The sequence below is a fragment of the Ottowia sp. SB7-C50 genome (assembly GCF_033110285.1).
GTDB lineage: Bacteria > Pseudomonadota > Gammaproteobacteria > Burkholderiales > Burkholderiaceae_C > Ottowia.
Genome location: NZ_CP136995.1, coordinates 2,341,063 through 2,363,636, shown reverse-complemented (window position 1 = coordinate 2,363,636; position 22,574 = coordinate 2,341,063). Strand labels below are relative to the sequence as shown.

Sequence of the window (22,574 nt, the reverse complement as noted above, 5' to 3'; positions counted from 1 at the left end):
GAGTAAACAACATGGCTCAAGCACATCCCACCACGGGTCACGCCAAGATCGAGACCAGCAACTTCCTGATGATCGTGCTCATCCTGCTCACCGTGGCGGTGGGCGGCATCGTCGAGATCGTCCCGCTGTTCTTCCAGAAGTCCACCACGCAGCCGATCGAAGGCCTCAAGCCCTACACCGCGCTGCAGCTGGCCGGTCGTGACATCTACCAGCGAGAAGGCTGCTACAACTGCCACTCGCAGATGATCCGCCCCTTCCGCGCCGAAGCGCTGCGCTACGGCCCGTACTCGGTGGCTGGCGAGTTCGTCTACGACCACCCGTTCCAGTGGGGCAGCAAGCGCACCGGTCCCGACCTGGCGCGCGTGGGCGGCCGCTACAGCGACGACTGGCATCGCGTGCACCTGAACAACCCGCGTGACGTGGTGCCCGAGTCCAACATGCCGGCCTATCCGTGGCTGGAGAAGAACGCCGCCAACGCAGCGACCATCTCCGCGCACATGACCGGCCTGCGTCGCGTGGGCGTGCCCTACAGCGACGAAGAAATCGCCAAGGCGCCCGAGGAACTCAAGGGCAAGACCGAGATGGATGCCGTCATCGCCTACCTCCAGGTGCTGGGCATTCACCGCAAGTAAACGCACGCAACGCGAGGTTTTTCATGGACATCAACCTGCTCCGAAGCATCGTGACGGTGGTGGCTTTCGTTGTCTTCATCGGCATCGTGGTATGGGCGTGGTCACGCCGCAACCAGGCCGATTTCGACGAGGCCGCGCAGTTGCCCTTCAAGCAGCAGGATTGATGCAAATCCGCGCAACCCGCGTTGCAGCCTAAGGAATACCCAAAATGAGCGACTTCACGAGCAACTTCTGGTCGGTCTTCATTGCCGGCGTCACGATCCTGAGCATCCTGGCGTGCCTGGCGCTGCTGGTCATCAGCGGCAAGACCAAGGCCATGACGGCCGCCGACAACACCACAGGCCACGTCTGGGACGGCGACCTGCGCGAAATGAACAACCCCCTGCCGCGCTGGTGGGTGGGCCTGTTCGTGCTGACCTGCCTGTTCGCATTTGCCTATCTGTACCTCTATCCCGGCCTGGGTTCGTATCCGGGTTCGCTGAAGTGGTCGCAGGCCGGCCAGTTCGACGCCGAAGTGGCGCGCGGCAACGAGCAGGTGGCACCGCTGTATGCGCGCTTCGCCGGCATGAACCCGCAGCAGCTGGCCAAGGACCCCGAGGCCATGGCCATCGGCGACCGCCTGTTCCTGAACAACTGCGCGCAATGCCACGGCTCGGACGCACGCGGTAGCAAGGGCTTCCCCAACCTGACCGACAAGCATTGGAACTGGGGCGGCACGCCGGACAAGATCCACGAAACCATCGCCAAGGGCCGCATGGGCGTGATGACGCCGATGGCTGCCGCGGTCGGTTCGCCGGACGACGTGCGCAACGTGGCCAACTATGTGCTGAGCCTGTCGGGTTCGCCGAACGATTCCGTGCGCGCCAACCTGGGCAAGGAAAAGTTCACCGTCTGCGCGGCCTGCCACGGCGCCGATGGCAAGGGCAACCCCGCACTGGGCGCGCCCAACCTGACGACGGGCGTGTTCACGCACGGCCCTGGCGTCGAGGCGCACATCGTGAACATGATCAACAACGGCAAGACCGGTGTCATGCCCGCGTGGGAATCGAAGTTCACGCCTGAGCAGCTCAAGGTCCTCACCGCCTACGTCTGGGGCAAGGGCGGCGGCGTGGCCGACGCGGCCGCAGCGCCGGCCGCCGACGCAGCCTCCATCAGCGTGGAGAACGGCATCGTCAAGTTCTTCTTTGCCACCGGCAAGGCCGATGTGGCGGCCGGCGCCGACAAGGCGCTGGCCGAGATCGTGGCGGGCGTCAAGGCGGGCAAGAAGGCCATCGTCAGCGGCTATGTCGATTCGACCGGCAGCGCCGCGCAGAACGAAGAACTGGCCAAGCAGCGCGCCGTGGCCGTGCGCGACCAGCTCAAGGCGCTGGGCGTGGACGAAGGCAGCATCGACCTGCAAAAGCCGGGCAACGTTGAAGCTGGCGCCGGCGCCCAGGCCCGTCGCGTCGAAGTCAAGCTGATGTGACCACTTCGCACTGAGCAAAAGCCGGGCTGCGCATTGCGCGCCCGGCTTTTTTGTCGCTGAATCGTTATATGCGCAACGGCTTAAGTAATACAATCGAGACAGGACGCCAGCGCCGAGACTGCGCGGCGACTGAGTCCGGAGGAGACCGCAGTCCTTTGTCGATGTTCGTTCCCGAGAAGTCGTCTTGAACACTCCCGCATCTCCCGAAAAACCCGTTGCGTCCGCCGCTGCCGTGGCCGACGACGAGGTCATGGTGTCCCTGTACCAGGCACACAAGAAAATCTATTCCCGCAGCGTCACGGGCCTGTTCGCCAAATGGCGCTGGTTCTTTGTGTGGGCCACGCAGCTGTTCTTCTACGGCATGCCGTGGCTGCAGTGGAACGGCCGCCAGGCCATGCTGTTCGACCTGGAAGCGCGCCGCTTCTATATCTTTGGGCTGGTGCTGTACCCGCAGGACGTCATCTACCTGTCGGGCATCCTGATCATCTCAGCCCTGTTGCTGTTTCTGTTCACCGCGGTGGCCGGCCGGCAGTGGTGCGGCTACGCGTGCCCGCAAACCGTCTACACCGAAATCTATCTGTGGATCGAGCGCAAGATCGAAGGCGACCGATCCGCCCGCATGCGGCTGGATGCCGCGCCCATGTCGGGCAACAAGTTTTTGCGCAAGACGGCCAAGCAGCTGGCGTGGATCGCTGTCGGGCTCTGGACCGGCTTCACCTTCGTGGGCTATTTCACGCCCATTCGTGAACTGGCCCACCACGTGGCGGCCTGGACGCTCGGCCCCTGGCAGACGTTCTGGATCTTCTTCTATGGCTTTGCCACCTACGGCAACGCCGGCTACATGCGCGAGCAGGTGTGCAAGTACATGTGCCCTTATGCGCGCTTCCAGAGCGCCATGTTCGACAAGGACACGCTCATTGTCTCGTACGACAAGCAGCGCGGCGAACCGCGCGGCGCGCGCTCGCGCAAGGCCGACCCCAAGGCGATGGGCCTGGGCGACTGCGTCAACTGCACCCTGTGCGTGCAGGTGTGTCCCACAGGCATCGACATCCGCAACGGCCTGCAGTACGAATGCATCAGCTGCGCCGCGTGCATCGACGTGTGCAATGACGTGATGGACAAGGTCGGCTACCCGCGTGGCCTGATCCGTTACACGACGCAGCACGGGCTGGAGCAGCGCTGGGGCCGATCCGAGATCATCCGGCACATCCTGCGCCCGCGCGTGCTGCTGTATTCCGCCATCCTGGCCGCTGTCACCATGGGCTTGCTGGCCAGCATCTACCTGCGTACGCCCTTTAAGGTGGATGTGGTGCGCGACCGCGCGTCGCTGGCCCGCATCGTGCAGGGCGGCAACATCGAGAACGTGTACCGCGTGCAGATCATGAACGCGACCGAGCAGCCGCAGGACTATCGCCTTAGCGTGGAAGGCCTGCCGGGCCTTGCGCTCACGTCGCAGTCGACGGTGAACGTGGAGGCCGCCGGCTCGCTGTGGGTGCCTGTGCAGCTGCAACTGCCGTACAACGCCGCCGGCCCGGGCTCGCACCCGGTCACGCTCACCATTGCATCCGATGTCGGCACCGTGCACGAAAAAACCGTGTTCCTGGTGCCGCGATGAATCCCGCAGGAGTTCAAGTCATGACCGATCCCAAGCGTTCTGGCCCATGGTGGCGGTATCCGCACATGTGGCTCGTGGTGGGCGGCCCGGCGGTCGTCGTGGTGGCAGGCTTTGTCACGCTGTATCTGGCGGTGAGCCACCCCGACCCCGTCTACACCGACGCGCCGCGCGCCAACCGCACCGCACAGCAACCCGCCGACGAGGTGGGTGCCACCGCAGTGCCGGCCCTGCAGGCGCGCAACCACGCTGCCACCGGCGGGGTGCCACCGCAGCAGCCACCGGCCGATCCGCGCACCGGACAATGATTCCTGCCACCGTGCCTACATCGTCATGATCACCAAGCAACGCCTGTTCTGGATCGCGTGGCCGGCCTTTCTGGTGGCGGCCGCGCTCGAGTTGATGGTCTTTGCGGTACTCGACCCCGAAATGCTGACCCTGTTCGGCAAGCCAGCCGGCTGGTCCAGGCAGGCCATCTACACCGTCACGTTCCTGATCTTCTGGTTCATGATGATGATCTCCAGCGCACTCACGGTGCTGCTGGCCGTGCCGCCGTTTGAACTCAACCAGCTTCAGCCGCAGGATTCATCCGATACGCCATCCTGAGCCGGTGGCGCCTTATCGAAGCTGAAAATTCGCACTGGCGTTAGCGGGTAGCACCTGCGGGTGCTACAGCCAAGTGCTACAACGCCAGGAAGCTGGCGTTAGGACCATGCCAAGGCATTGTCAGCAAAGGACTTTTGGCAAATAAGGTGACGAGCCTTTTCCCCGGCACTGGCTCCAAAGTTAGGGCTGCTTGGTTCCCCACCTGACCCGGTTGGCTCCTTCACCATGCGGGAAGGCCCGTCGCTGGCTATTGTAGCTTGTGGGGGGGCGGCGTCCTGCAGTCGGCGCTGGGCTTCGGCGGCGCCGAAGCTGAGGGCGAGCAGGTTCAGCACCTCGCCACGCAGCAGGGCCAGCTGATCGGCGTCCAGGTGGCCTGTCAGCCGGGCCTGCAGGCGCGCGGCGCGGGGGGTGGCAGCAGTCGGCCAGCGCCTGGCTCAGCGCGGCGGCACGGTCGCGCATGTCGGGCCGGGCCGCGGGGTGGCGCGTTTCGTCGGTTGCTTCGAATAGATACGACATGAGGCAGGGTGGGCGGCTGCGCTGCGCTCCTCAACGGCGCGCAGTGTCACCGCACAAGACGACGGATGTTCTGTTGCGGTGCAGCATAGCCCGTTTTGCGCGCCGGGGATAGTCTTCGCCGGTTTTGCGCACGGTTTCGGAGTGCGTCCTCTAATCCCGACCCGGCCGCTTTCGCCCCGTAGAATCCGGGCCATGTCGTATCTGGTTCTGGCCCGCAAGTACCGTCCGCGGAATTTCTCCGAAATGGTGGGTCAGGAGCACGTTGTGCAGGCGCTCACCAACGCGTTGACGCAGCAGCGCCTGCACCACGCCTACCTGTTCACCGGCACACGCGGCGTCGGCAAGACGACGGTGTCGCGCATCCTGGCCAAGTCGCTCAACTGCACCGGCGCCGACGGGCAGGGCGGCATCACGGCCGAGCCATGCGGCGTGTGCGCCGCGTGCACCGACATCGACGCCGGGCGCTTTGTCGATTACACCGAACTGGACGCCGCCAGCAACCGCGGCGTGGACGAAGTGCAGGGCCTGCTGGAGCAGGCCGTCTACAAGCCTGTGCAAGGGCGCTTCAAGGTCTTCATGATCGACGAAGTGCACATGCTCACCAACACCGCCTTCAACGCCATATTGAAGACGCTGGAAGAGCCACCCGACTACCTCAAGTTCGTGCTGGCCACCACCGACCCGCAGAAAGTGCCGGTCACCGTGCTGTCGCGCTGCCTGCAGTTCAACCTGCGGCCCATGGCGCCTGAAACGGTGCTCGATCACTTGGCGAGCGTGCTGGCCGCCGAAAAAGTGCCCGCCGACCCTGGTTCTCTGCGCCTGCTGGCGCGCGCGGCCCGTGGTTCCATGCGCGACGCGCTCAGCCTGGCCGACCAGGCCATCGCCTTCGGCTCCGGCCGGCTCGATGAAGCCGCGGTGCGCCAGATGCTGGGCAGCGTGGACCACGGCGTGGTGTTCCGTCTCATCGATGCACTGGCCGCGGGCGACGGCCGCACGGTGGTCGAATTGGCCGATCAACTGCGCGCCGCGGGCCAGTCGGCCGCCAACACGCTGGAGGACATGGCCAGCGTGCTGCAGCGCATGGCCGTGCAGCAGGCCGTGGGCGACGTGGCCGTGGACGAGACCGACCCCGACGCGCAAGAGATCGCGCGCCTGGCCGCCGCCATGCCCGCCGACGAAACGCAGCTGCTGTACAGCCTGTGCATTCATGGCCGCGCTGAACTGGGGCTGGCGCCGGATGAATATGCCGGCCTGACGATGGTGCTGTTGCGCTTGCTGCCGTTCAAGGCCGGCGCGTCCCCCCAGGCCAGCGCCGCGGCTGAAAAAAAAACTCTGAAGCGGGTTGAGCCCGACGCGGCGGCGCCGGTACAGGCGCCCGCCAAGCCCACGCCCGCCCTCAGCCCGCCGCCAGCGCCGCAGCCCGCGCCGCCGGCGCAAATAGATCGCGCAGCAGATGCGGGTCCGCCCGACGACTGGGACGAGGGCAACGAGGGGCTGTGGCCCGATGCCGACCGGGCCGACGAGCCCACGCTCGCCAGGCGCGACATCGATGCCTCGACGGCTCATCCGGCGCGCGGTCGCCCGGTGTTGCAGCCCCTGCCTGTCCATCAGCAGCCGCCACCCTTGAATTCTGAAGAAAATCTGCCGGCAGCGCTTGCTGATAGTGCGTTGGATGCTACAAATATAGTAGCGGTGACGGTGCGCGAGGCAGCCGATGCGCCGGAGCCGCGGCCCCGGCCGCTGATGGCCGCGCCACCCACCCTGGTGCCTGGCGCCGAGGGCGATTTCTGGCACGGCGTGGTGCAGGATCTGGTGGCGCGCGAAGCCATCACTGCGCTGGTGCGCGAACTGGCGCTGCAATCGCAGTTGACGTCGCGCGGCGACGGACAATGGACCTTGCAGGTCGAAAGCGAGTCGCTCGGCCAGTCTGCCGCGCGCGAACGCCTGCAAACTGCGTTGGCCGACGCAGGCCACCCGGTGCGCCTGCGGGTCGAGATCGGCCCCGTGGCCGACAGCCCGGCGCGCCGCAACAAGATTGCCGCCGAACAGCGCCTGAAGGCCGCCGAAGCGCTGCTGATGGCCGACCCGTTCGTGCAGGAGATGATCCGCGACTTTGGCGCGAAAATCGTGCCCGGAAGCATCAAGCCGCTTTGATGTATTGAATCTGAACCCGAAGGAAACCCGATGTTCAACAAAGGACAACTCGCCGGCCTGATGAAGCAGGCCCAGGCCATGCAGGACAACCTGAAGAAGGCGCAGGACGAACTCGCGCTGATGGAAGTCGAAGGCGAATCCGGCGCCGGCCTGGTCAAGGTGCTGATGACCGCCAAGCACGACGTCAAGCGCGTCACCATCGACCCCAGCCTGCTGGCCGACGACAAGGACATGCTCGAAGACCTGGTCGCTGCCGCCTTCAACGCCGCCGTGCGCAAGGCCGAGGAACTGTCGGCCGAGAAGATGGGCAAGCTGATGCCGGCGGGCATGCCGGGGCTGCCGTCGGGCATGAAGTTTCCGTTCTAGAGACACATCCCCCTGAGCGGCTGACGCCGCTTCCCCCTTCTTTGCCGCGCTGCGCGCGGGAAGGGGGACGCCGCTGGTCGCCGGGGGAACCCCGGCTCGGGCGGCCGCTGGCGTGGCCTGCTCCGCGGCCGCCTGAGGGCACTCACAGCGGCCGGTTCTGCCAACGCCCAACGCTCAACGCTCAACGCTCAACGCTCAACGCTCAACGCTCAACGCTCAACGCTCAACGCTCAACGCTCAACGCTCAACGCTCAACGCTCAACGCCCGACCCGAAGAATGAGTGACACCCACAGCCTCGACACCCTGGTGCAGGCGCTCAGGCGCTTGCCGGGGGTGGGTGTGCGTTCGGCGCAGCGGATGGCGTTTCATTTGCTGCAGCACGACCGCGACGGTGCGCAACTGTTGGCGCGGTCGCTGCAGGACGCGGTGGCGAGCGTGCGGCATTGCGCGCTGTGCCACACCTTCACCGAGCGCGAGGTCTGCGCCACCTGCCGCGACCCGCGGCGCGATGCCAGCAAGCTGGCGGTGGTGGAGACGCCGGCCGACCAGGCGGCGCTGGAGCGCACGGCGGCGTTCAACGGCCGTTACTTCGTGCTGATGGGGCGCTTGAGTCCGCTGGACGGCATCGGGCCGCGCGACATCGGCGTGCAGAAACTGATCGAGCGCGCACTCGACGGCACGGTGCAGGAAGTGATCCTGGCCACCAACTTCACCGCCGAAGGCGAGGCGACGGCCCACGTCATCGGGCAGGCGCTGAAGGCCCGCGGCCTCTCGGTCACGCGACTGGCGCGCGGCGTGCCCGCGGGCAGTGAACTGGAATACGTCGATCTCGGCACCATCGCGCACGCGCTGGCCGACCGGCGGTAAATCTGTTTGCTTCATTTTTAATAGCTGACTGCGCAATCCAGTCAAGCGCAAGGCACGGTTCAGCGGCCTGTATGCATGGTGTCGATGCGCCGCGCAACACGCTTCGGCACGTGCGCCGCATCAGCGCTGTCACGCCGCTGTCATGCCGCATTCATCGCGCGTGCCTGACCTGCAGCTGACCGCACGGTCAGCCCTACACAGAAACCCCATGCGGGTAGCTGCCGATGCCCTGAAGACTAGGCTTGGGATACCGTCGGACGTTCGCTTTGGGCCATGTTCGATCCTGCATTCCATCACCCGCTGTTCCCCTCGCTGACGCGCCGTCACTGGCTGCGCACGGTGGCGGCCGCCACGGCGGCGGCGGCAGGCGCGTCACGCGCGCAGGCACCGCAGGACAAGCGCAAGGTGACCATCGCCGTCGGCGGCAAGACGGCGCTGTTCTGTCTGCCGCTGACCATTGCCGAGCAGTTGAAATACTTCAGCGACGAAGGCCTGGATGTCGAGCTGCTCGACCATGCTGGCGGCAGTCTGGCGCAGCAATCGATGCTGCAGGGACGGGCCGACGTGGCGGTGGGCGGGCTCGAACACCCGATTCTTCTGCGCCAGCGTGGCTACAGCTGCCGCGCGTTCGCCTTTCTGGGGCGGGCACCACAGGTGGTGTTCGGTGTCAGCCCGCGCGTGCAGCCCGACGTCAAGGCGCTGGCCCAGTTGAAGGGGCACCGCGTGGGTGTGTCGGCGCCCGATTCGCTCACGCACTGGTTCGCGCAGATGGTGGTGGCGCGGCACGGGCTGTCGCCCAACGATGTCGAATACGTGGGCGTGGGCACCTCCACGGCGGCCGCGACGGCGGTGCGCGAGGGGCGCGTCGACGCCATCTGCAGCATCGACCCGGTCATCAGCATGCTGGAATTCCGGGGCGACATTCGTGTGGTGGCCGACACGCGCTCGCTGCGCGGCACGCACGACGTGTACGGTGGCCCCATGCCGGGCGCCTGCCTGTATGCGCCGCAGGCCTTTGTGGTGCGCTATTCGCAAACCGTGCAGGCGCTGGCCAACGCCATCCTGCGGGCACTGAAATGGCTGCAGACCGCCGGGCCGAGCGATATCGTGCGCGCCGTGCCCGAAGCCTACATGTACGGCGACCGCGCCATCTACCTGGCGGCGCTGGAAAAAGCGCGCGAAGCCATGTCGCCCGACGGCATGGTGTCCGAGGAGGCCGTAGCGGTGGCGCACCGCATCGTCGCGCTGTACCCGCCGACCGGCGTCACCGTGCGGCCGCAGTCGCCGGGTGCCACCTACACCAACGATTTCGTGCGCCGCGCCAAGCAGCGCTTCCAGGTGTCGGGCATCGGCGCCGGGGTGCCGCCCGGCTGATCCATCGGCGCCGTCCCGCGCGGGTTCAGCGCTTGGACTTGGCGGCAGCCTTCGACCCCGCCTTGGCAGCGGGCTTGTCCGCTTGCTTGGACGCTGGTTTGGCGCTCGGCTCCGGCTTGGCGCGGCTGGCCTTGGCTTCGCCCTTGCCCGGCGCGGCCTTGGCGGACCTCGCCTTGGCGGGTTCGGCCTTGGCGCTGGCGTGCCGGCCCTTGCCGGCGGCCCGCGATTCGCGCGCGTCGCGCTGCCGGTCGGATGTGGCGCTGCTGCGGGCGCGGCGGTCTTCGGCCTGCTGGCGTCGCGCGGCTTCGACGCCCTCGCGCGCGGCCGCGGCGGCGGCCCGCACCGGCAGGTACAGCACCACCGCCTGGCCGCGCTTGAGGCCGGCGCGGGCGCTGGTGTGGTTCCAGCCCGCCACCGTGGCCGCCGGCAGGTCGTAGCGCGCGGCCACCGTCGCGATGGAGTCGCCCTTGCGGGCGCGCACGCTGGTGCGCTTGAGCACGATTTCGGGCGTGTAGGCCAGATGGGCGTTGTTGACCACGCTCTCCGACACGGCGCTGGCCTGGCCCGCGCGGCGCACCAGCAGCGTGGAGCCGGCCTTGATCACCATGCCGCGCGGGATGTTGTTCATCTCGCGGAAGTCTTCCTCGTCCATGCCGAAGCGGCTGGCGACTTCACGCGAGGGCAGGGTGGACGGCGCCACCCAGGCCGTCCATGAGGCCAGCGATGCGGGGTCGGCCTTGGCCAGCTTCTGCTGGAAGACGGCAGCGTTGTTCCACGGCAGCAGGATCTGCGGCGTGCCGGCGGCAAAGATCACCGGCTTGCGCTGCGACGGGTTGAGCGCCTTGAAGTCCTCCACCCGCACCTCGGCCATGCGCGCCGCGGTTTCCACGTCGATGTCGTGCTTGATGTCGACGGTGTCGAAGAACGGGTGATTCTCGATCAGCGGCAGCACGGTGCCGTGGCGCTGCGGGTTGGCGATGATGTTCTTGACCGCCTGCAGCTTGGGCACGTAGTTGCGCGTCTCGGCCGGCATGTTAAGGTCCATGTAGCCGACCGGCAGGCCCGCGGCGCGGTTGCGTTCGACGGCGCGCTTGACGTTGCCCTGGCCCCAGTTGTAGGCCGCCAGCGCCAGATGCCAGTCGCCGAACATGTCGTGCAGCTTCTGCAGGTAGTCGAGCGCGGCGCGGGTCGAATCCAGCACGTTGCGACGGTCGTCGCGGAACATGTTCTGCTGCAGCTGGAAGTCGCGCCCCGTGGCCGGCATGAACTGCCACATGCCTGCCGCCTTGGCGCTGCTCACCGCCTGCGGGTTGAAGGCCGATTCGATGTAGGGCAGCAGCGCCAGCTCGGTCGGCATGCCGCGCAGCTCCAGCTCCTCAACGATATGGAAGATGTACAGGCGCGAGCGGCTCACCATGCGCTCGATGTAGTCCGGCCGCGTGCTGTACCACTGCTCGTGCCGCGCCACCAGATCGCCTTCCAGCTCGGGCATGGCGTAGCCGCGGCGGATGCGGTCCCACAGGTCGGCCGGCGCTTCCAGCTGGGCTACGGTGGCGCCGCGCAGTTCGGACACCGCCACGTCGGGCATCTCGCCCGAGCGGGCCGTGGTGCGGCTGCCGGCCGGGGTGGGCGCGCCATCGGCGCCGGGCGAAGACGTGCCCGGCGCGGCGCAGCCGGCCAGGGCGATGCTGACGGCCAGCGCCAAGCCTAGGAATCTGTTCATCAAAACTCGTTTTTCCATTGGCGAAGCGCGGCGAACACCGCCACTTCGTCGGTTGCGGTGGGCGCGCGCTCGCGCACCGACCGGGTCACCGCGGGTTCGCGGCTGCGCAGGAAGGGATTGATGGCCCGCTCGGTGCCGATGGTGGAGGGCAGCGTCGGCTGGCCTTCGGCACGCAGTTGCTGGCAGTGCCGCTCGTAGTCCGCCAGCGCCGCGTTGCCCGGTTCGACCGTGCGCGCAAAGCGCAGGTTGGACAGCGTGTATTCGTGCGCGCAGCACACCCGCGTGTCGGCAGGCAAGGCAGCCAGCGCGTCGAGCGAGGCCAGCATCTGCGCGGGCGTGCCTTCGAACAGGCGCCCGCAACCGCCTGAAAACAGCGTGTCACCGCAGAACAGCAGCGGCGCGCCGTCGACATCCGGCGCGAAGTAGGCAATATGCCCCGCCGTGTGCCCCGGCACGTCGATCACGCGCCAGCCCACGCCCAGGGCCTGCACCACGTCGCCGCCGGCCAGCGGCGTGAACGGCTCGGGAATACGTTCACGCGCCGGGCCGAACACGCGGGCGCCGGTGGCCGCGCGCAAGGCGGCTACGCCGCCCGTGTGATCGGCGTGGTGGTGCGTGACTAGAATGTCCGACAGCCGCAAACCGTGCGTTGCCAGCGCGGCCTGCACGGGCGCTGCGTCGCCCGGGTCCACCACCAGCGCATCGGCGCCGTTGTGCAGCAGCCAGAAGTAGTTGTCGGAAAAAGCGGGAAGCGCAATCAAATCCATGAGCGGCGAATTATAAAAACCGCTGCCACCATCCCGAGCCTTGCAACCCATCTTTACATCCCCAGGGCCCCAAGCCCAGCGCGCCGCCACAAAAGGCCTGCAGGGCAGGTGCGCGGCCGCGGCCGGACCTGCAACGGACGCCCGCGTTGTCGCGACTCCCAGGGCAAGGCGCACAGCCCCACAGGGGGGGCGCATGACCGATTGGTTCCAGTCGCCGCCCGGCCAGTACCTGCTGGACTGGGAGCGCGCACAGTTCGAGGCTGCGCTGGCCGACGTGTTCGGCTACCACGCGCTGCAGGTCGGATTGGGCGACATCGACGCGCTGGCCGCCAACCGCATGCCGCACCGCTGGCTGGCCGCGACGTCGCCGCGTCCGGCGGGCGATGAGCACGGCTTGAATGGGGCCGTGGTCGGCCCCTCGCTGGTCATGGACCCGACGGCGCTGCCGTTTGCCGAAGCCAGCATCGACCTGGTGGTGCTGCCGCACACGCTCGAATTCAGCCCCGATCCGCACGCCACCTTGCGCGAAGTGCACCGCGTGCTGGTGCACGAGGGGCGGGTGGCGATTGCGGGGCTCAATCCGGCCAGCCTGTGGGGCTTGCGGCAATGGCGCGCGCAACTCAAGCTGCCGGTCGGCAGCGCGCAGCCGTTTCTGCCGCAGGCCAACGAATTCATCAGCCATTGGCGGCTGCGCGACTGGCTGCGGCTGCTGCAGTTTGAACTGGAGTCGCTGAGCTTCGGCTGCTGGCGCCCCGCTGCGCGCAGCGAACGCGGCCTGGCGCGCTTCGAATGGATGGACCGCGCCGGTGCGCGCTGGTGGCCGGTGTTCGGCGCCGCCTACTGCCTGGTGGCCGTCAAGCGCACGCACGGCGCCAAGCTGGTGGGCGCTGCCTGGAAGACGGCGCCCGTGCCCGTGGGTGCTCCTGCTTCTGTAGCTAACCGCGCCGCCCCGACAACGCATACTGAATCATCACCGTGAATCGCATCGAGATCTACACCGACGGCGCCTGCAAGGGCAACCCCGGACCGGGCGGCTGGGGCGTGCTGCTGCGCGCGCCTGGCCACGAAAAGGAATTGTTCGGCGGCGAAACCATGACCACCAACAACCGCATGGAGTTGACCGCCGTCATCGAAGGCCTGAGCGCGCTCAAGCGGCCGTGCGAGATCGACCTTTACCTGGACAGCCAGTACGTGCGCCAGGGCATCACCGAATGGATTGCGGGCTGGAAGGCCAGGGGCTGGCTCACGTCCACCCGGCAGCCGGTGAAGAACGTCGACCTGTGGCAGAAGCTCGACGCCCTGGTGTCCGGGGCGGGCCACCGCATCCACTGGCATTGGGTGCGCGGCCACGCGGGCCACCCCGAAAACGAACGCGCCGACCAGCTGGCCAACCGGGGCGTGCCGCGCGCCGGCGGCTGAAAGGGGCGCTGATCGCGCTGGGGTGGCCCGGGGCGCTGCCACCTTCTGCCGGTGGCCGACTTTTTTTTTGTAAATCGCAGGTGAAGTTGCCCCCGTGGTCGGCTGCCAGTCAGCTTGGCGCATGGCGATGTGGCTAAATCACGGTTTTGCATACACACTGACACCCCATGCTGTCGCATCGTCGCCGTTCTTCGTCCCTGCGCGGGGCCGCTGGTCATGACCCGGTCTAAGTGGGTGCCCTTGGTTGCCATCGGCGCGCTCGTGGCGCTGGGCACGGGCGCGTGGTGGTTCCAGCGCGGCGGGCCGAGCGGTGAAGCGCGTCCCGTGGCCGCGGCCTCTGCGGCGCGGCCGGCGGGGCAGGGCGGTGGCGGCGGTGCTGGCGGGGGCGGCGCGGGCGCTGGCGGCGGCCCGGTGGTGGTCGAGTCCACGCTGGTGCGCGCGCAGCCGGTGGCCGAAGACGTCAATGCTGTCGGTTCGCTGCGCTCGCGGCAGGGCACGCTGGTGCGCTCTGAAGTGGGCGGGCGCGTGGTGCAGATCAATTTCCGCGACGGCCAGCGCGTGCGGCGCGGCCAGTTGCTGGTGCAGTTGGACGACAAGCTGCAGCAGGCCCAGGTGCAGCAGGCGCAGGCCGAACTGGGCATTGCGCAGACCAACCATCGGCGCAACGTCGACCTGTCCGGCCGCGGCTTCATCAGCCCGCGCGGGGTGGACGAAAGCGCCGCCGCCGAGAAAGTGGCGCGCGCCAAGCTCGACCTGGCCCGCGCCACCGCCGCGCGCATGCGCGTGCTGGCGCCGTTCGACGGCGTGGCGGGCCTGCGCAACATCAGCGTGGGCGACTACCTGAAGGAAGGCGACAACATCGTCAACCTGGAAGACATGTCGGCCATGTTCGTCGACTTCCGTCTGCCCGAGCGCCTGCAGTCGCGCGTGCGCCCGGGGCAGACCGCCCGTGTGCAGGTCGATGCGCTGCCCGACCGCGCCTTCGCCGCGCAGGTGCAGGCGGTCGACCCGCAGATCGACGCCAACGGCCGCGCGCTCAACGTGCGCGGCTGCATCGACAACCGCGCGCTGCAGCTGCGCCCCGGCATGTTCGCGCGCGTCGAAACCGAACTGGGCGCCCCGCGCGAGGCGCTGATGGTGCCGGAAGAAGCCATCGTCAGCCAGGGCGGCTCGCTCAGCGTGCTGCGGCTGACGCGTGCCGACGCGGGCGACAAGCCGGTCTTCACCACCCAGCGCGTGGCGGTGACGACCGGCCACCGCCTGCCCGGCCAGGTGGAAATCGTCACCGGCCTGGCCGTGGGCGACCGCGTGATCACCGCCGGGCACCAGCGCGTGCAGCGCGACGGGCAGACCGTGCGGCTGGCGGGCGCCGGCGTGCCGGACGGTGGCGCGCGCGCCCCGGCCAGCGGCGCCAGTGCCGCCAGCGCGGCCGCCGCCAGCGCGGCGCCGAGCGCACCTGCGGCGCCCCAGGCCCAGGGCGGCGCAGGCGCCCGGCCGATGGCCGCGTTGCCGCTGGTCAAACCGCCGGCCGGCCCCAGCCCGTGCGGGCTGCCGGGCGGCGCGCCGCAGCGCCGTTCATGATGCTTTCTGCCGCCCCGTGCCTGCCTGCGCTCGCCGGGCGCTATACATTGAATAGCTGAAGAGAGCCCGCGCCGTGCAGCTCGCCGAAGTCTCCATTCGCCGCCCGGTGTTCGCCACCGTGCTGTCGCTGCTGATCCTGCTGGTCGGGCTGGTCAGCTTTCAGCGCCTGGCGGTGCGCGAATACCCCAAGATCGACGAGCCGGTGGTCACGGTGAGCGTGCGCTACGCCGGCGCTTCGGCCGAGGTGATCGAGTCGCAGGTCACCAAGCCGCTCGAAGACTCCATTGCCGGCATCGACGCGGTGGATGTGATCACGTCCATCAGCCGGCCCGAGCAGGCGCAGATCAGCGTGCGCTTCCGGCTCGAAAAAGACGCCGACACCGCCGCCGCCGAGGTGCGCGACCGCGTCTCGCGCGTGCGCAACAAGCTGCCGCAGGCCATCGACGAGCCGGTCATCGCCAAGGTCGAGGCCGATGCGTTCCCGGTCATCTGGCTGGCGTTTTCCAGCGACAAGCGCTCGCCGCTGGAAATCAACGACCTGATCAACCGCGTCGTCAAGGCGCGCCTGCAGACCGTGACCGGGGTGGCCGACGTGCGCATCTTCGGCGAGCGCAAGTACGCCATGCGCGTGTGGCTCGACCCCGACCGGCTGGCCGCCTACAAGCTGACCACGCAGGACGTCGAAGACGCCATCCGCCGCAGCAACCTGGAAGTGCCGGCCGGCCGCATCGAATCGCGCCAGCGCGAGTTTTCCGTCACCTCGCAGACCGATCTGGTCAAGCCGGCGCAGTTCGAGCAGGTCGTCATCAAGAGCGTGAACGGCTTTGCCGTGCGGATGCGCGACGTGGCGCGCGTGGAGGAGGGGCCGGCCGAGGAGCGCAGCGCGGTGCGCCTGAACGGCAGCCCGGCGATTTCGACCGGCATCATCCGCCAGGCCACCGCCAACCCGCTGGAACTGTCGAAGGGCGTGCGCGCCATGCTGCCGCGCCTGCAGGAAGACCTGCCCAGCGACGTCAAGATCGACATCGCCAACGACAACTCGGTGTTCATCCAGCACTCGGTCAACGCGGTGTATCACACCATCGTCGAGGCCATCGTGCTGGTGGCGCTGGTGGTGTTCGTCTTTCTGCGCACGGTGCGCGCGTCGATCATTCCCATCGTTACCATTCCGGTCAGCCTGATCGGCGCCTTTGCGCTGATGTCGCTGGCGGGCTTTTCGATCAACACGCTCACGCTGCTGGCGCTGGTGCTGGCCATCGGCCTGGTGGTGGACGACGCCATCGTGATGCTGGAAAACATCTACCGCCACATCGAAGACGGCATGGAGCCTTTCGCGGCCGCCATCGTCGGCGCCAAGGAAATCGGCTTCGCGATCGTTGCCATGACGCTGACGCTGGTGGCGGTGTACGCGCCGCTGGCCTTCACGCCGGGGCGCACCGGGCGGCTGTTCATCGAATTTGCACTGGCGCTGGCCGGTGCCGTGCTGGTGTCGGGCTTCGTGGCGCTCACGCTGTCGCCCATGATGTGTTCGCTGCTGCTCAAGCACAACCCCAAGCCGGGCCGGTTCGACCGCTTCATGGAACGCGCGCTCACCGCGCTCGAAAACGCCTACGGCCGTCTGCTCAGCCGCGTGCTGCATGGCTGGCGCTGGCTGGTCGTGTGCGTGATGGTGGCCTGCGCGGTGGCGATTGCGTGGATCTACCCGCAGATGCGGCAGGAGCTGTCGCCGCTGGAAGACCGCGGCGTGGTGCTGGCCAACATCAATGCGCCCGACGGCGCGACGCTGCAGTTCACCGACCGCTACGCGCGCCAGCTTGAACGCATGGGCGAGCAATACCCCGAGTTCGACCGCATCTTCGCCAACATCGGCAACCCGACCGTGTCGCAGGGCAGCGTGGTGTACCGCGCGGTGGACTGGAACGAGCGCCACCGCAGCACGCTGCAGATCGCGCGCGAGCTGCAACCCAAGTTCAACCAGCTGGCGGGCGTGACGGCGTTCCCCATCACGCCACCGTCGCTGGGCCAGGGCTTTCGCGAGCGGCCGATCAACTTCGTGGTGCAGACGTCGGACAGCTACGCCAACCTGAACCGCGTGATGCGCCAGCTGATGGACGAAGTGAGCAAAAACCCCGGCTTCGTGGCGCCCGATCTGGACCTGCGGCTGTCCAAACCGGAGCTGCGCATCGACGTCGACCGCGAGCGCGCGGCCGACCTGGGCGTGCCGGTCGAAAGCGTGGCGCGCGCCATCGAGACCATGCTGGGTGGCCGCGTGGTCACACGCTACAAGCGCGACGCCGAGCAGTACGACGTGATCGTGCAGACCGCCGGCAGCGGCCGCGCCACGCCCGAAGACATCGACCGCATCCAGGTGCGCGGCCGGGGCGAGGCCATGATCCCGCTGTCCAGCCTGGTCACGGTGCGCGAAAGCGTGGCGCCGCGCGAGCTGAACCACTTCGGCCAGCGCCGCTCGGCCACGCTCACCGCCAACCTGGCGCCCGATTATTCGCTGGGCCAGGCGCTGGCCTTCCTGGACCAGACCAGCACCAAGGTGCTCAAGACCGGCTACACCACCGACCTGAACGGCATCTCGCGCGAATTCCGCTCCAGCCAGGGCGCGCTGGTCATCGTGTTCGTGCTGGCGCTGCTGTTCATCTTTCTGGTGCTGGCGGCGCAGTTCGAGAGCTTCGTCGACCCGCTGATCATCATGTTCTCGGTGCCGCTGTCGATGATCGGCGCGCTGCTGGCGCTGCAGTTCACGGGCGGCTCGATCAACGTGTATTCGCAGATCGGCCTGATCACGCTGGTCGGCCTGGTGACCAAGCACGGCATCCTGATCGTGGAATTCACGAACCAGTTGCGCCAGCGCGGCGAAGCCATGCTGCCTGCGCTGGTGCACGCCAGCCAGCAACGCCTGCGCCCCATCCTGATGACCACCGGCGCCATGGTGCTGGGCGCGGTGCCGCTGGCCCTGGGCACCGGCGCGGGCGCCGAAAGCCGCCAGCAGATCGGCTGGGTCATCGTGGGCGGCATGAGCATCGGCACGTTGCTCACGATTTTCGTCGTGCCGACCATGTACGCGCTGCTGGCCCGCAAGGCCGTGCCGGGTGCGCGCACCACGCTGGTGGACACCTCGCATGTCGAGCCCGCGCACGGTGGTTGAATCGTTTGCTATATATTGAATAGCTTAAGCCGCCGCATGGGCGAGCGCTGAGGCCCGATTCGGGCCTGATTTGCGGGCAGGGCAAAGCAGGCCGCCGCGCACCACCGGCTCGCACCCCTTCCTTGTTGATTGACCCGCGTCAAGGCGAACTTTCTCCCAACTGGCAAGATCAGTCCAAACAGGGCCGTGCGCACGCCATGGCTGGCGGACGACGCCGCATCGGGCGCTTTTCTGCCAGCAGCGGGGCGGGGTGCGCGCGACAATGAACAAAATCAAGGAGACAAGCATGCTTTGCCATCAGCCCAGGCACGCGCGCGGCGCGGCTTTCGGGGCGGGGGCGCGATGAGCGGGGCTCACGCCGTTTTCGACCCTCTGCACCTGCAGGCCGCCATGCTCGACGTGATGGCCGCCACGCATGCGCCGCCGGCGCTGATCGCGCAGCGCCAGCAGCAGCGGCTGCTGCGCTTGCTCGAAGCCGCGCAGGCCGCGCCGCTGTACCGCGAGCGCATGACGGCCGGGCAGCGGCCCCGCACGGCCGACCTGCGTCGCATGCCGCACGTCACGCGGCGCGAACTGATGGCGCGCTTCGAAGAATGGGTGACCGATCCGCTGCTGCGGCTGGACGAACTGCGCGACTTCACCGCCGACGCCTCACGCGCCGGCGAACCCTGGCTGGGCCGCTACGTGGTGTGGGAGAGCTCCGGCACCAGCGGGCAGCCCGGCATCTTTGTGCAGGACGCGCAAGCCATGGCCGTGTACGACGCGCTGGAGGCCGTGCGCCACCGCGCGCCCACGCGCAGCGCCCGCGGCTGGATGAGCGCCTTCAACCCGCTGGAAATGTTCGGCAGCCCCGAGCGCCCGGCGATGGTCACGGCCACGGGCGGGCATTTCGCCAGCATCGTCAGCTTCGAGCGCCTGCGCCGCGTCAACCCGTGGCTGGGCGCAGGCTCGCGCAGCTTCAGCCTGCAGCAGCCGGTGGACGAACTGGTGGCCGCGCTCAACCAGTTCCAGCCGACGCTGCTGGCCACCTACCCAACGGCTGCGGCGCTGCTGGCCGACGAGGCCGAGGCCGGCCGGCTACGCATTCGTCCGCGCTGCGTCATGCTGGGCGGCGAATTTCTCAGCAAGGCGGTGCGCGAGCGCCTGAAGCGCGTGTTCGACGCCTCCGTGCGCGGCAGCTATGGCGCGTCCGAATTCCTGCCCATCGCCTGGGAATGCGCGCACGGCCACCTGCACGTCAACGAAGACTGGGTGCTGCTGGAGCCGGTGGACGAAAAGCACCGCCCCGTGCCGCCCGGCCAGCAGTCGCATTCGGTGCTGCTGACCAACCTGGCCAACCTGGCGCAGCCGCTCATCCGCTACGACCTGGGCGACCAGGTCACCGTCAGCGGCCAGCGTTGCGCGTGCGGGTCGGCGCTGCCGGTGATCGAATTGCGCGGCCGCGCCGACGACGTGCTGCGCGTGCCTTCCACGCGCAAGGGCCAGACCGTGAGCCTGCTGCCGCTGGCGCTGTGCACCGTGATCGAGGAAGAGTGCGGCGTGTTCGACTTTCAGCTGCGCCAGCAGGGCCCGCAGACGCTGGTGCTGCGCGTGCCGCTGCGCGGGGCCGACGCCGACGCCGCCATAGCGCGCTGCCGCGAGGCCCTGCAGCGCTTCGCGCAAATGCAGGGCGCGGCACCCATCGAAGTGCGGGGCGAGCCCGGCTGCGACGTGCCGCGCGGACGCAGCGGCAAGGCGTTTCGGGTGGCGATGTAGGTGGCGGCGGGCGGGGAGGCCGCCGTAAATACCGAATACACAATACCGGACGCAGAGGACGCGAAGGATTCGCAGAGTACGCAAAAGAAACAGCCAAAAAAAGTTTTTTGCGTCCTCTGCGTCCGGCTGTTCGGTCTGCGGATCAGTCCAGCGCAAACACGCTGCAGCCGTTGAAAGATCAGCGGTTGATGCTATGAATTGTCAAGCAGCGGCCGGCGCGCGTCGCACCGGCGCTTCACGGATCGGCAGGTTGACCACCGCCGCCAGCAGTGCCAGGGCGATGTCGGCCCACCACATCCACGTGTAGTTGCCAAAGCGCGTGATCGCCAGGCCGCCCAGCCAGGCGCCCAGAAAACCGCCGATCTGGTGGCTGAGCAGCGTCAGGCCGAACAGGGTGCCCAGGTAGCGCACGCCGAACAGCTTGCCCACGATGCCTGCCGTCGGCGGCACCGTGGCCAGCCAGGTCAGGCCCAGGCCCACCGCGAACACGTAGAACACCCACGGCTCGCGCGGCATGGCCAGGTACCACAGCACCAGCAGGGCGCGGCTGGCGTACATCAGCGCCAGAATCATCTTGCTGCGGTACACGCCCACCAGGTGCCCGGTGACCAGGCTGCCCACGATGTTGGCCAGCCCGATCAGCGCCAGCGACCAGCTGGCCACCGAAGGCGGCAGCCCGCACAGATCCACCTCGGTCGGCAGGTGCGTGACCAGGAAGGCGATGTGAAAGCCGCAGGTGAAAAAGCCCGCGTGCAGCAGCAGGTAGCTGCGGTCGCCCATGGCTTCTTTCAGCGCGCGGCGCAGGCCGCCGTCCGTATCGGCGGCGGCGACGGTGTGCGCGGTATTGCCGCCGTTGGTCACCCGGCCGATCAGCGGCAGCGCCAGCAGCGCCATCACGGCCAGCGTGTACATGGCGCCCATCCAGCCGACGAACTGGATCAGCTTCTGCGCGATCGGCGCGAACACGAACTGCCCCAGCGAGCCGCCCGCGTTGATGACGCCCGACGCCGAGCCACGCGACGCCGCCGGCATGCGCTGCGCCGCCGCCCCGATCAGCACCGAGAAGCTGCCCGCCCCCGCGCCCGCCGCCACCAGCAGCCCCTGCGCAAAGATCAGGCCCGGCCCGGTGCCCATCAGCGGGGTCAGCGCGGTGCCGGCCGCCAGCATCAGCACGCCGCCGATCAACACGGCGCGCGGCCCCCCAGCGGTCGGCCGCCGCGCCGGCGATGGGTTGCACCGCACCCCAGGTGAATTGCGCAATCGCGAGCGCGAAGCTGATGGTGGCGATACCCAGGCCCGTGCTGGTGTTCATCGGCCCGACGAACAGGCCGATGGACTGACGCGCGCCCATAGTGATCATCAGGATGCCCGCTGCCGCCAGCGTGATGCCTAAGGCGCCCTGATTCTTCAGACTCTTGAACATGGAAAACTCTTGTTTTTGTAGCGCCTGCCGCACAAGGGGCGGGCGCCAGCGGCCTATGAGGCATTGAACACGGAGGCTTGGATCATAGGCCGCTTCTGGCGACACAAGCAGTCCATAATCCGGTCAGTTATGTCAACCATTCATTGACAATGCAGCGCAAAGGCCTGCCGTTCATCGTGCCGGGCGCGCATTCGGCCCTGCGCGTGACGAACCCACGTGCCGGGCCGTGGCTGGGCTCGTGGCAGGCCTTCGTCAAGGTGGTCGAGGCGGGCAGCATGGCCGGTGCCGCGCGGGCCCTGAACTGCACGCGCGCCCAGGTCAGCAAGCAGATGGCCGAGCTGGAAGCCGCCTTTGGGGTGCGTCTGCTGGAGCGCAGCACACGCCGCCTGGCGCTGACGCCGGCGGGCCAGGTGTTCCACCAGCACGCGCTGGCGGCGCTGGAAAGCGTGGCCGCCGCCGAACTGGCCGTGGGCAACCTGGGCGACGAACCCGCCGGCGTGCTGCGCGTCAGCGCCACGCTGACGTTTGGGCGCCTTTACGTGGCGCCGCTGCTGCCGCAACTCGCCGCCCAGCACCCGCGCCTGAGCTGCGAGCTGATCCTGACCGACCAGCTGGTCGACCTGGCCGAAGAGCAGATCGACCTGGCCCTGCGCATGACCCGTTCGCCGCCCGAAGACGCCGTGGTGCGCCGCGTGGTGACGCTGGCGCGCGGCATCTTCGCCGCGCCCGCCTACCTGGCGGCGCAGGACACGCCGCTGCACGTGGCCGACCTGGTCGCGCACCAGACGCTGAGCTACCTGCTGACCGACGGCAACCGCTGGCGCCTGATAGGCCCCGACGGGCAGGAGCACACCGTGCCCGTCACCAGCCGCGTACGCACCAACAACACCGACGGCCTGCTCGACCTGACGCTGGCCGGCCACGGCCTGGCCATCCTGCCGACCTACCTGACCGCGCCCCACGTCGCCGCTGGCCGCCTGCGCGCCGTGCTGCCCGGCTACCAGCCGCACACGCCGTTTGGCGACCACGTCTATGCCTGCTACACCCCCAGCCGCGCGCGCGTGCCCAAGGTGCGCGTGCTGCTGGACGCGCTGGCCGCGCAGTTCGAGCCGGTGCCGCCGTGGGAGCGGTAAAGAGCGTTGAAGGAAAGCCG

Annotated in this window: 19 protein-coding genes, 1 other RNA gene and 1 pseudogene; 17 read left to right on the top strand and 4 right to left on the bottom strand. The window is 68.2% G+C overall.

Annotated features, from left to right (window positions below; translation table 11 throughout):
- Positions 1 to 11: 11 nt before the first annotated feature.
- The 7 genes and pseudogenes from ccoO (at position 12) to R0D99_RS11200 (ending at position 4,315) form a co-directional block, all read left to right on the top strand.
- Positions 12 to 632: a cytochrome-c oxidase, cbb3-type subunit II gene (gene ccoO, locus R0D99_RS11230; protein ID WP_317748327.1), complete on the top strand. Its 621-nt coding sequence runs from the start codon at positions 12 to 14 to the stop codon at positions 630 to 632.
- Between the two features lie 23 nt (positions 633 to 655).
- Positions 656 to 796, top strand: a complete 141-nt coding sequence (locus R0D99_RS11225; RefSeq protein WP_317748326.1) for a cbb3-type cytochrome c oxidase subunit 3 — start codon at positions 656 to 658, stop codon at positions 794 to 796.
- A 44-nt stretch (positions 797 to 840) separates the two neighbouring features.
- A pseudogene (gene ccoP, locus R0D99_RS11220) lies at positions 841 to 1,746 on the top strand (cytochrome-c oxidase, cbb3-type subunit III); the annotation flags it as partial.
- Entirely contained in the window at positions 1,741 to 2,097 is a 357-nt protein-coding gene (locus R0D99_RS11215; protein WP_317751078.1) for an OmpA family protein, read from the top strand. The pseudogene ccoP and the gene R0D99_RS11215, both read left to right, overlap by 6 nt.
- Before the next feature lie 184 nt (positions 2,098 to 2,281).
- A complete protein-coding gene (ccoG, locus tag R0D99_RS11210) occupies positions 2,282 to 3,712 on the top strand; it encodes a cytochrome c oxidase accessory protein CcoG (protein WP_416365875.1) in 1,431 nt (476 codons plus the stop codon).
- Positions 3,713 to 3,732: 20 nt separating this feature from the next.
- A complete protein-coding gene (locus R0D99_RS11205) occupies positions 3,733 to 4,017 on the top strand; it encodes a nitrogen fixation protein FixH (RefSeq protein WP_317748325.1) in 285 nt (94 codons plus the stop codon).
- A gap of 25 nt (positions 4,018 to 4,042) precedes the next feature.
- Positions 4,043 to 4,315, top strand: a complete 273-nt coding sequence (locus R0D99_RS11200; RefSeq protein ID WP_317748324.1) for a hypothetical protein — start codon at positions 4,043 to 4,045, stop codon at positions 4,313 to 4,315.
- A 145-nt stretch (positions 4,316 to 4,460) separates the two neighbouring features.
- Here R0D99_RS11200 and ffs read toward each other — a convergent pair.
- An RNA gene (gene ffs, locus R0D99_RS11195) (signal recognition particle sRNA small type) lies at positions 4,461 to 4,557 on the bottom strand.
- 466 nt (positions 4,558 to 5,023) lie between these two features.
- Between ffs and dnaX the strand changes: the two genes are divergently transcribed.
- From dnaX to R0D99_RS11175, 4 genes are all read left to right on the top strand, one after another.
- Entirely contained in the window at positions 5,024 to 6,985 is a 1,962-nt protein-coding gene (gene dnaX, locus R0D99_RS11190) for a DNA polymerase III subunit gamma/tau (RefSeq protein ID WP_317748323.1), read from the top strand.
- Between the two features lie 30 nt (positions 6,986 to 7,015).
- Positions 7,016 to 7,351 (top strand): YbaB/EbfC family nucleoid-associated protein, encoded by a 336-nt coding sequence (locus R0D99_RS11185; RefSeq protein ID WP_317748322.1) that lies wholly within the window; start codon positions 7,016 to 7,018, stop codon positions 7,349 to 7,351.
- Between the two features lie 277 nt (positions 7,352 to 7,628).
- Complete coding sequence (gene recR / locus R0D99_RS11180) at positions 7,629 to 8,219, top strand: recombination mediator RecR (RefSeq protein ID WP_317748321.1); 591 nt, start codon at positions 7,629 to 7,631, stop codon at positions 8,217 to 8,219.
- A 273-nt stretch (positions 8,220 to 8,492) separates the two neighbouring features.
- Positions 8,493 to 9,593, top strand: coding sequence for an ABC transporter substrate-binding protein (locus R0D99_RS11175; protein ID WP_317748320.1), 1,101 nt, complete (start codon positions 8,493 to 8,495; stop codon positions 9,591 to 9,593).
- Between the two features lie 25 nt (positions 9,594 to 9,618).
- On the opposite strand, the gene R0D99_RS11170 is transcribed toward R0D99_RS11175, so the two are convergent.
- Both R0D99_RS11170 and gloB read right to left on the bottom strand, forming a co-directional pair.
- The gene (locus R0D99_RS11170) at positions 9,619 to 11,316 is read right to left on the bottom strand and encodes a transglycosylase SLT domain-containing protein (protein ID WP_317748319.1); all 1,698 of its coding nucleotides are present in this window, start codon (positions 11,314 to 11,316) and stop codon (positions 9,619 to 9,621) included.
- Positions 11,316 to 12,083 (bottom strand): hydroxyacylglutathione hydrolase, encoded by a 768-nt coding sequence (gloB, locus tag R0D99_RS11165; protein WP_317748318.1) that lies wholly within the window; start codon positions 12,081 to 12,083, stop codon positions 11,316 to 11,318. Before gloB ends, R0D99_RS11170 begins: the two co-directional genes overlap by 1 nt.
- A gap of 193 nt (positions 12,084 to 12,276) precedes the next feature.
- On the opposite strand from gloB, the gene R0D99_RS11160 reads away from it, so the two are divergent.
- From R0D99_RS11160 to R0D99_RS11140, 5 genes are all read left to right on the top strand, one after another.
- The gene (locus R0D99_RS11160) at positions 12,277 to 13,062 is read left to right on the top strand and encodes a class I SAM-dependent methyltransferase (RefSeq protein ID WP_317748317.1); all 786 of its coding nucleotides are present in this window, start codon (positions 12,277 to 12,279) and stop codon (positions 13,060 to 13,062) included.
- Positions 13,059 to 13,502: a ribonuclease HI gene (gene rnhA / locus R0D99_RS11155; protein ID WP_317748316.1), complete on the top strand. Its 444-nt coding sequence runs from the start codon at positions 13,059 to 13,061 to the stop codon at positions 13,500 to 13,502. The genes R0D99_RS11160 and rnhA overlap by 4 nt, the downstream gene beginning before the upstream one ends.
- A gap of 216 nt (positions 13,503 to 13,718) precedes the next feature.
- Positions 13,719 to 15,083: an efflux RND transporter periplasmic adaptor subunit gene (locus tag R0D99_RS11150; protein WP_317748315.1), complete on the top strand. Its 1,365-nt coding sequence runs from the start codon at positions 13,719 to 13,721 to the stop codon at positions 15,081 to 15,083.
- Between the two features lie 73 nt (positions 15,084 to 15,156).
- Complete coding sequence (locus tag R0D99_RS11145; RefSeq protein WP_317748314.1) at positions 15,157 to 18,243, top strand: efflux RND transporter permease subunit; 3,087 nt, start codon at positions 15,157 to 15,159, stop codon at positions 18,241 to 18,243.
- A gap of 342 nt (positions 18,244 to 18,585) precedes the next feature.
- On the top strand, positions 18,586 to 19,998 hold the full coding sequence (locus R0D99_RS11140; RefSeq protein ID WP_317748313.1) for a phenylacetate--CoA ligase family protein: 1,413 nt from the start codon (positions 18,586 to 18,588) through the stop codon (positions 19,996 to 19,998).
- Positions 19,999 to 20,199: 201 nt separating this feature from the next.
- Here R0D99_RS11140 and R0D99_RS11135 read toward each other — a convergent pair whose 3' ends face one another.
- Positions 20,200 to 21,186: an MFS transporter gene (locus R0D99_RS11135; protein ID WP_317748312.1), complete on the bottom strand. Its 987-nt coding sequence runs from the start codon at positions 21,184 to 21,186 to the stop codon at positions 20,200 to 20,202.
- Between the two features lie 384 nt (positions 21,187 to 21,570).
- Between R0D99_RS11135 and R0D99_RS11130 the strand changes: the two genes are divergently transcribed.
- Entirely contained in the window at positions 21,571 to 22,554 is a 984-nt protein-coding gene (locus tag R0D99_RS11130; RefSeq protein WP_317748311.1) for a LysR family transcriptional regulator, read from the top strand.
- The last annotated feature ends 20 nt before the right edge of the window (positions 22,555 to 22,574 follow it).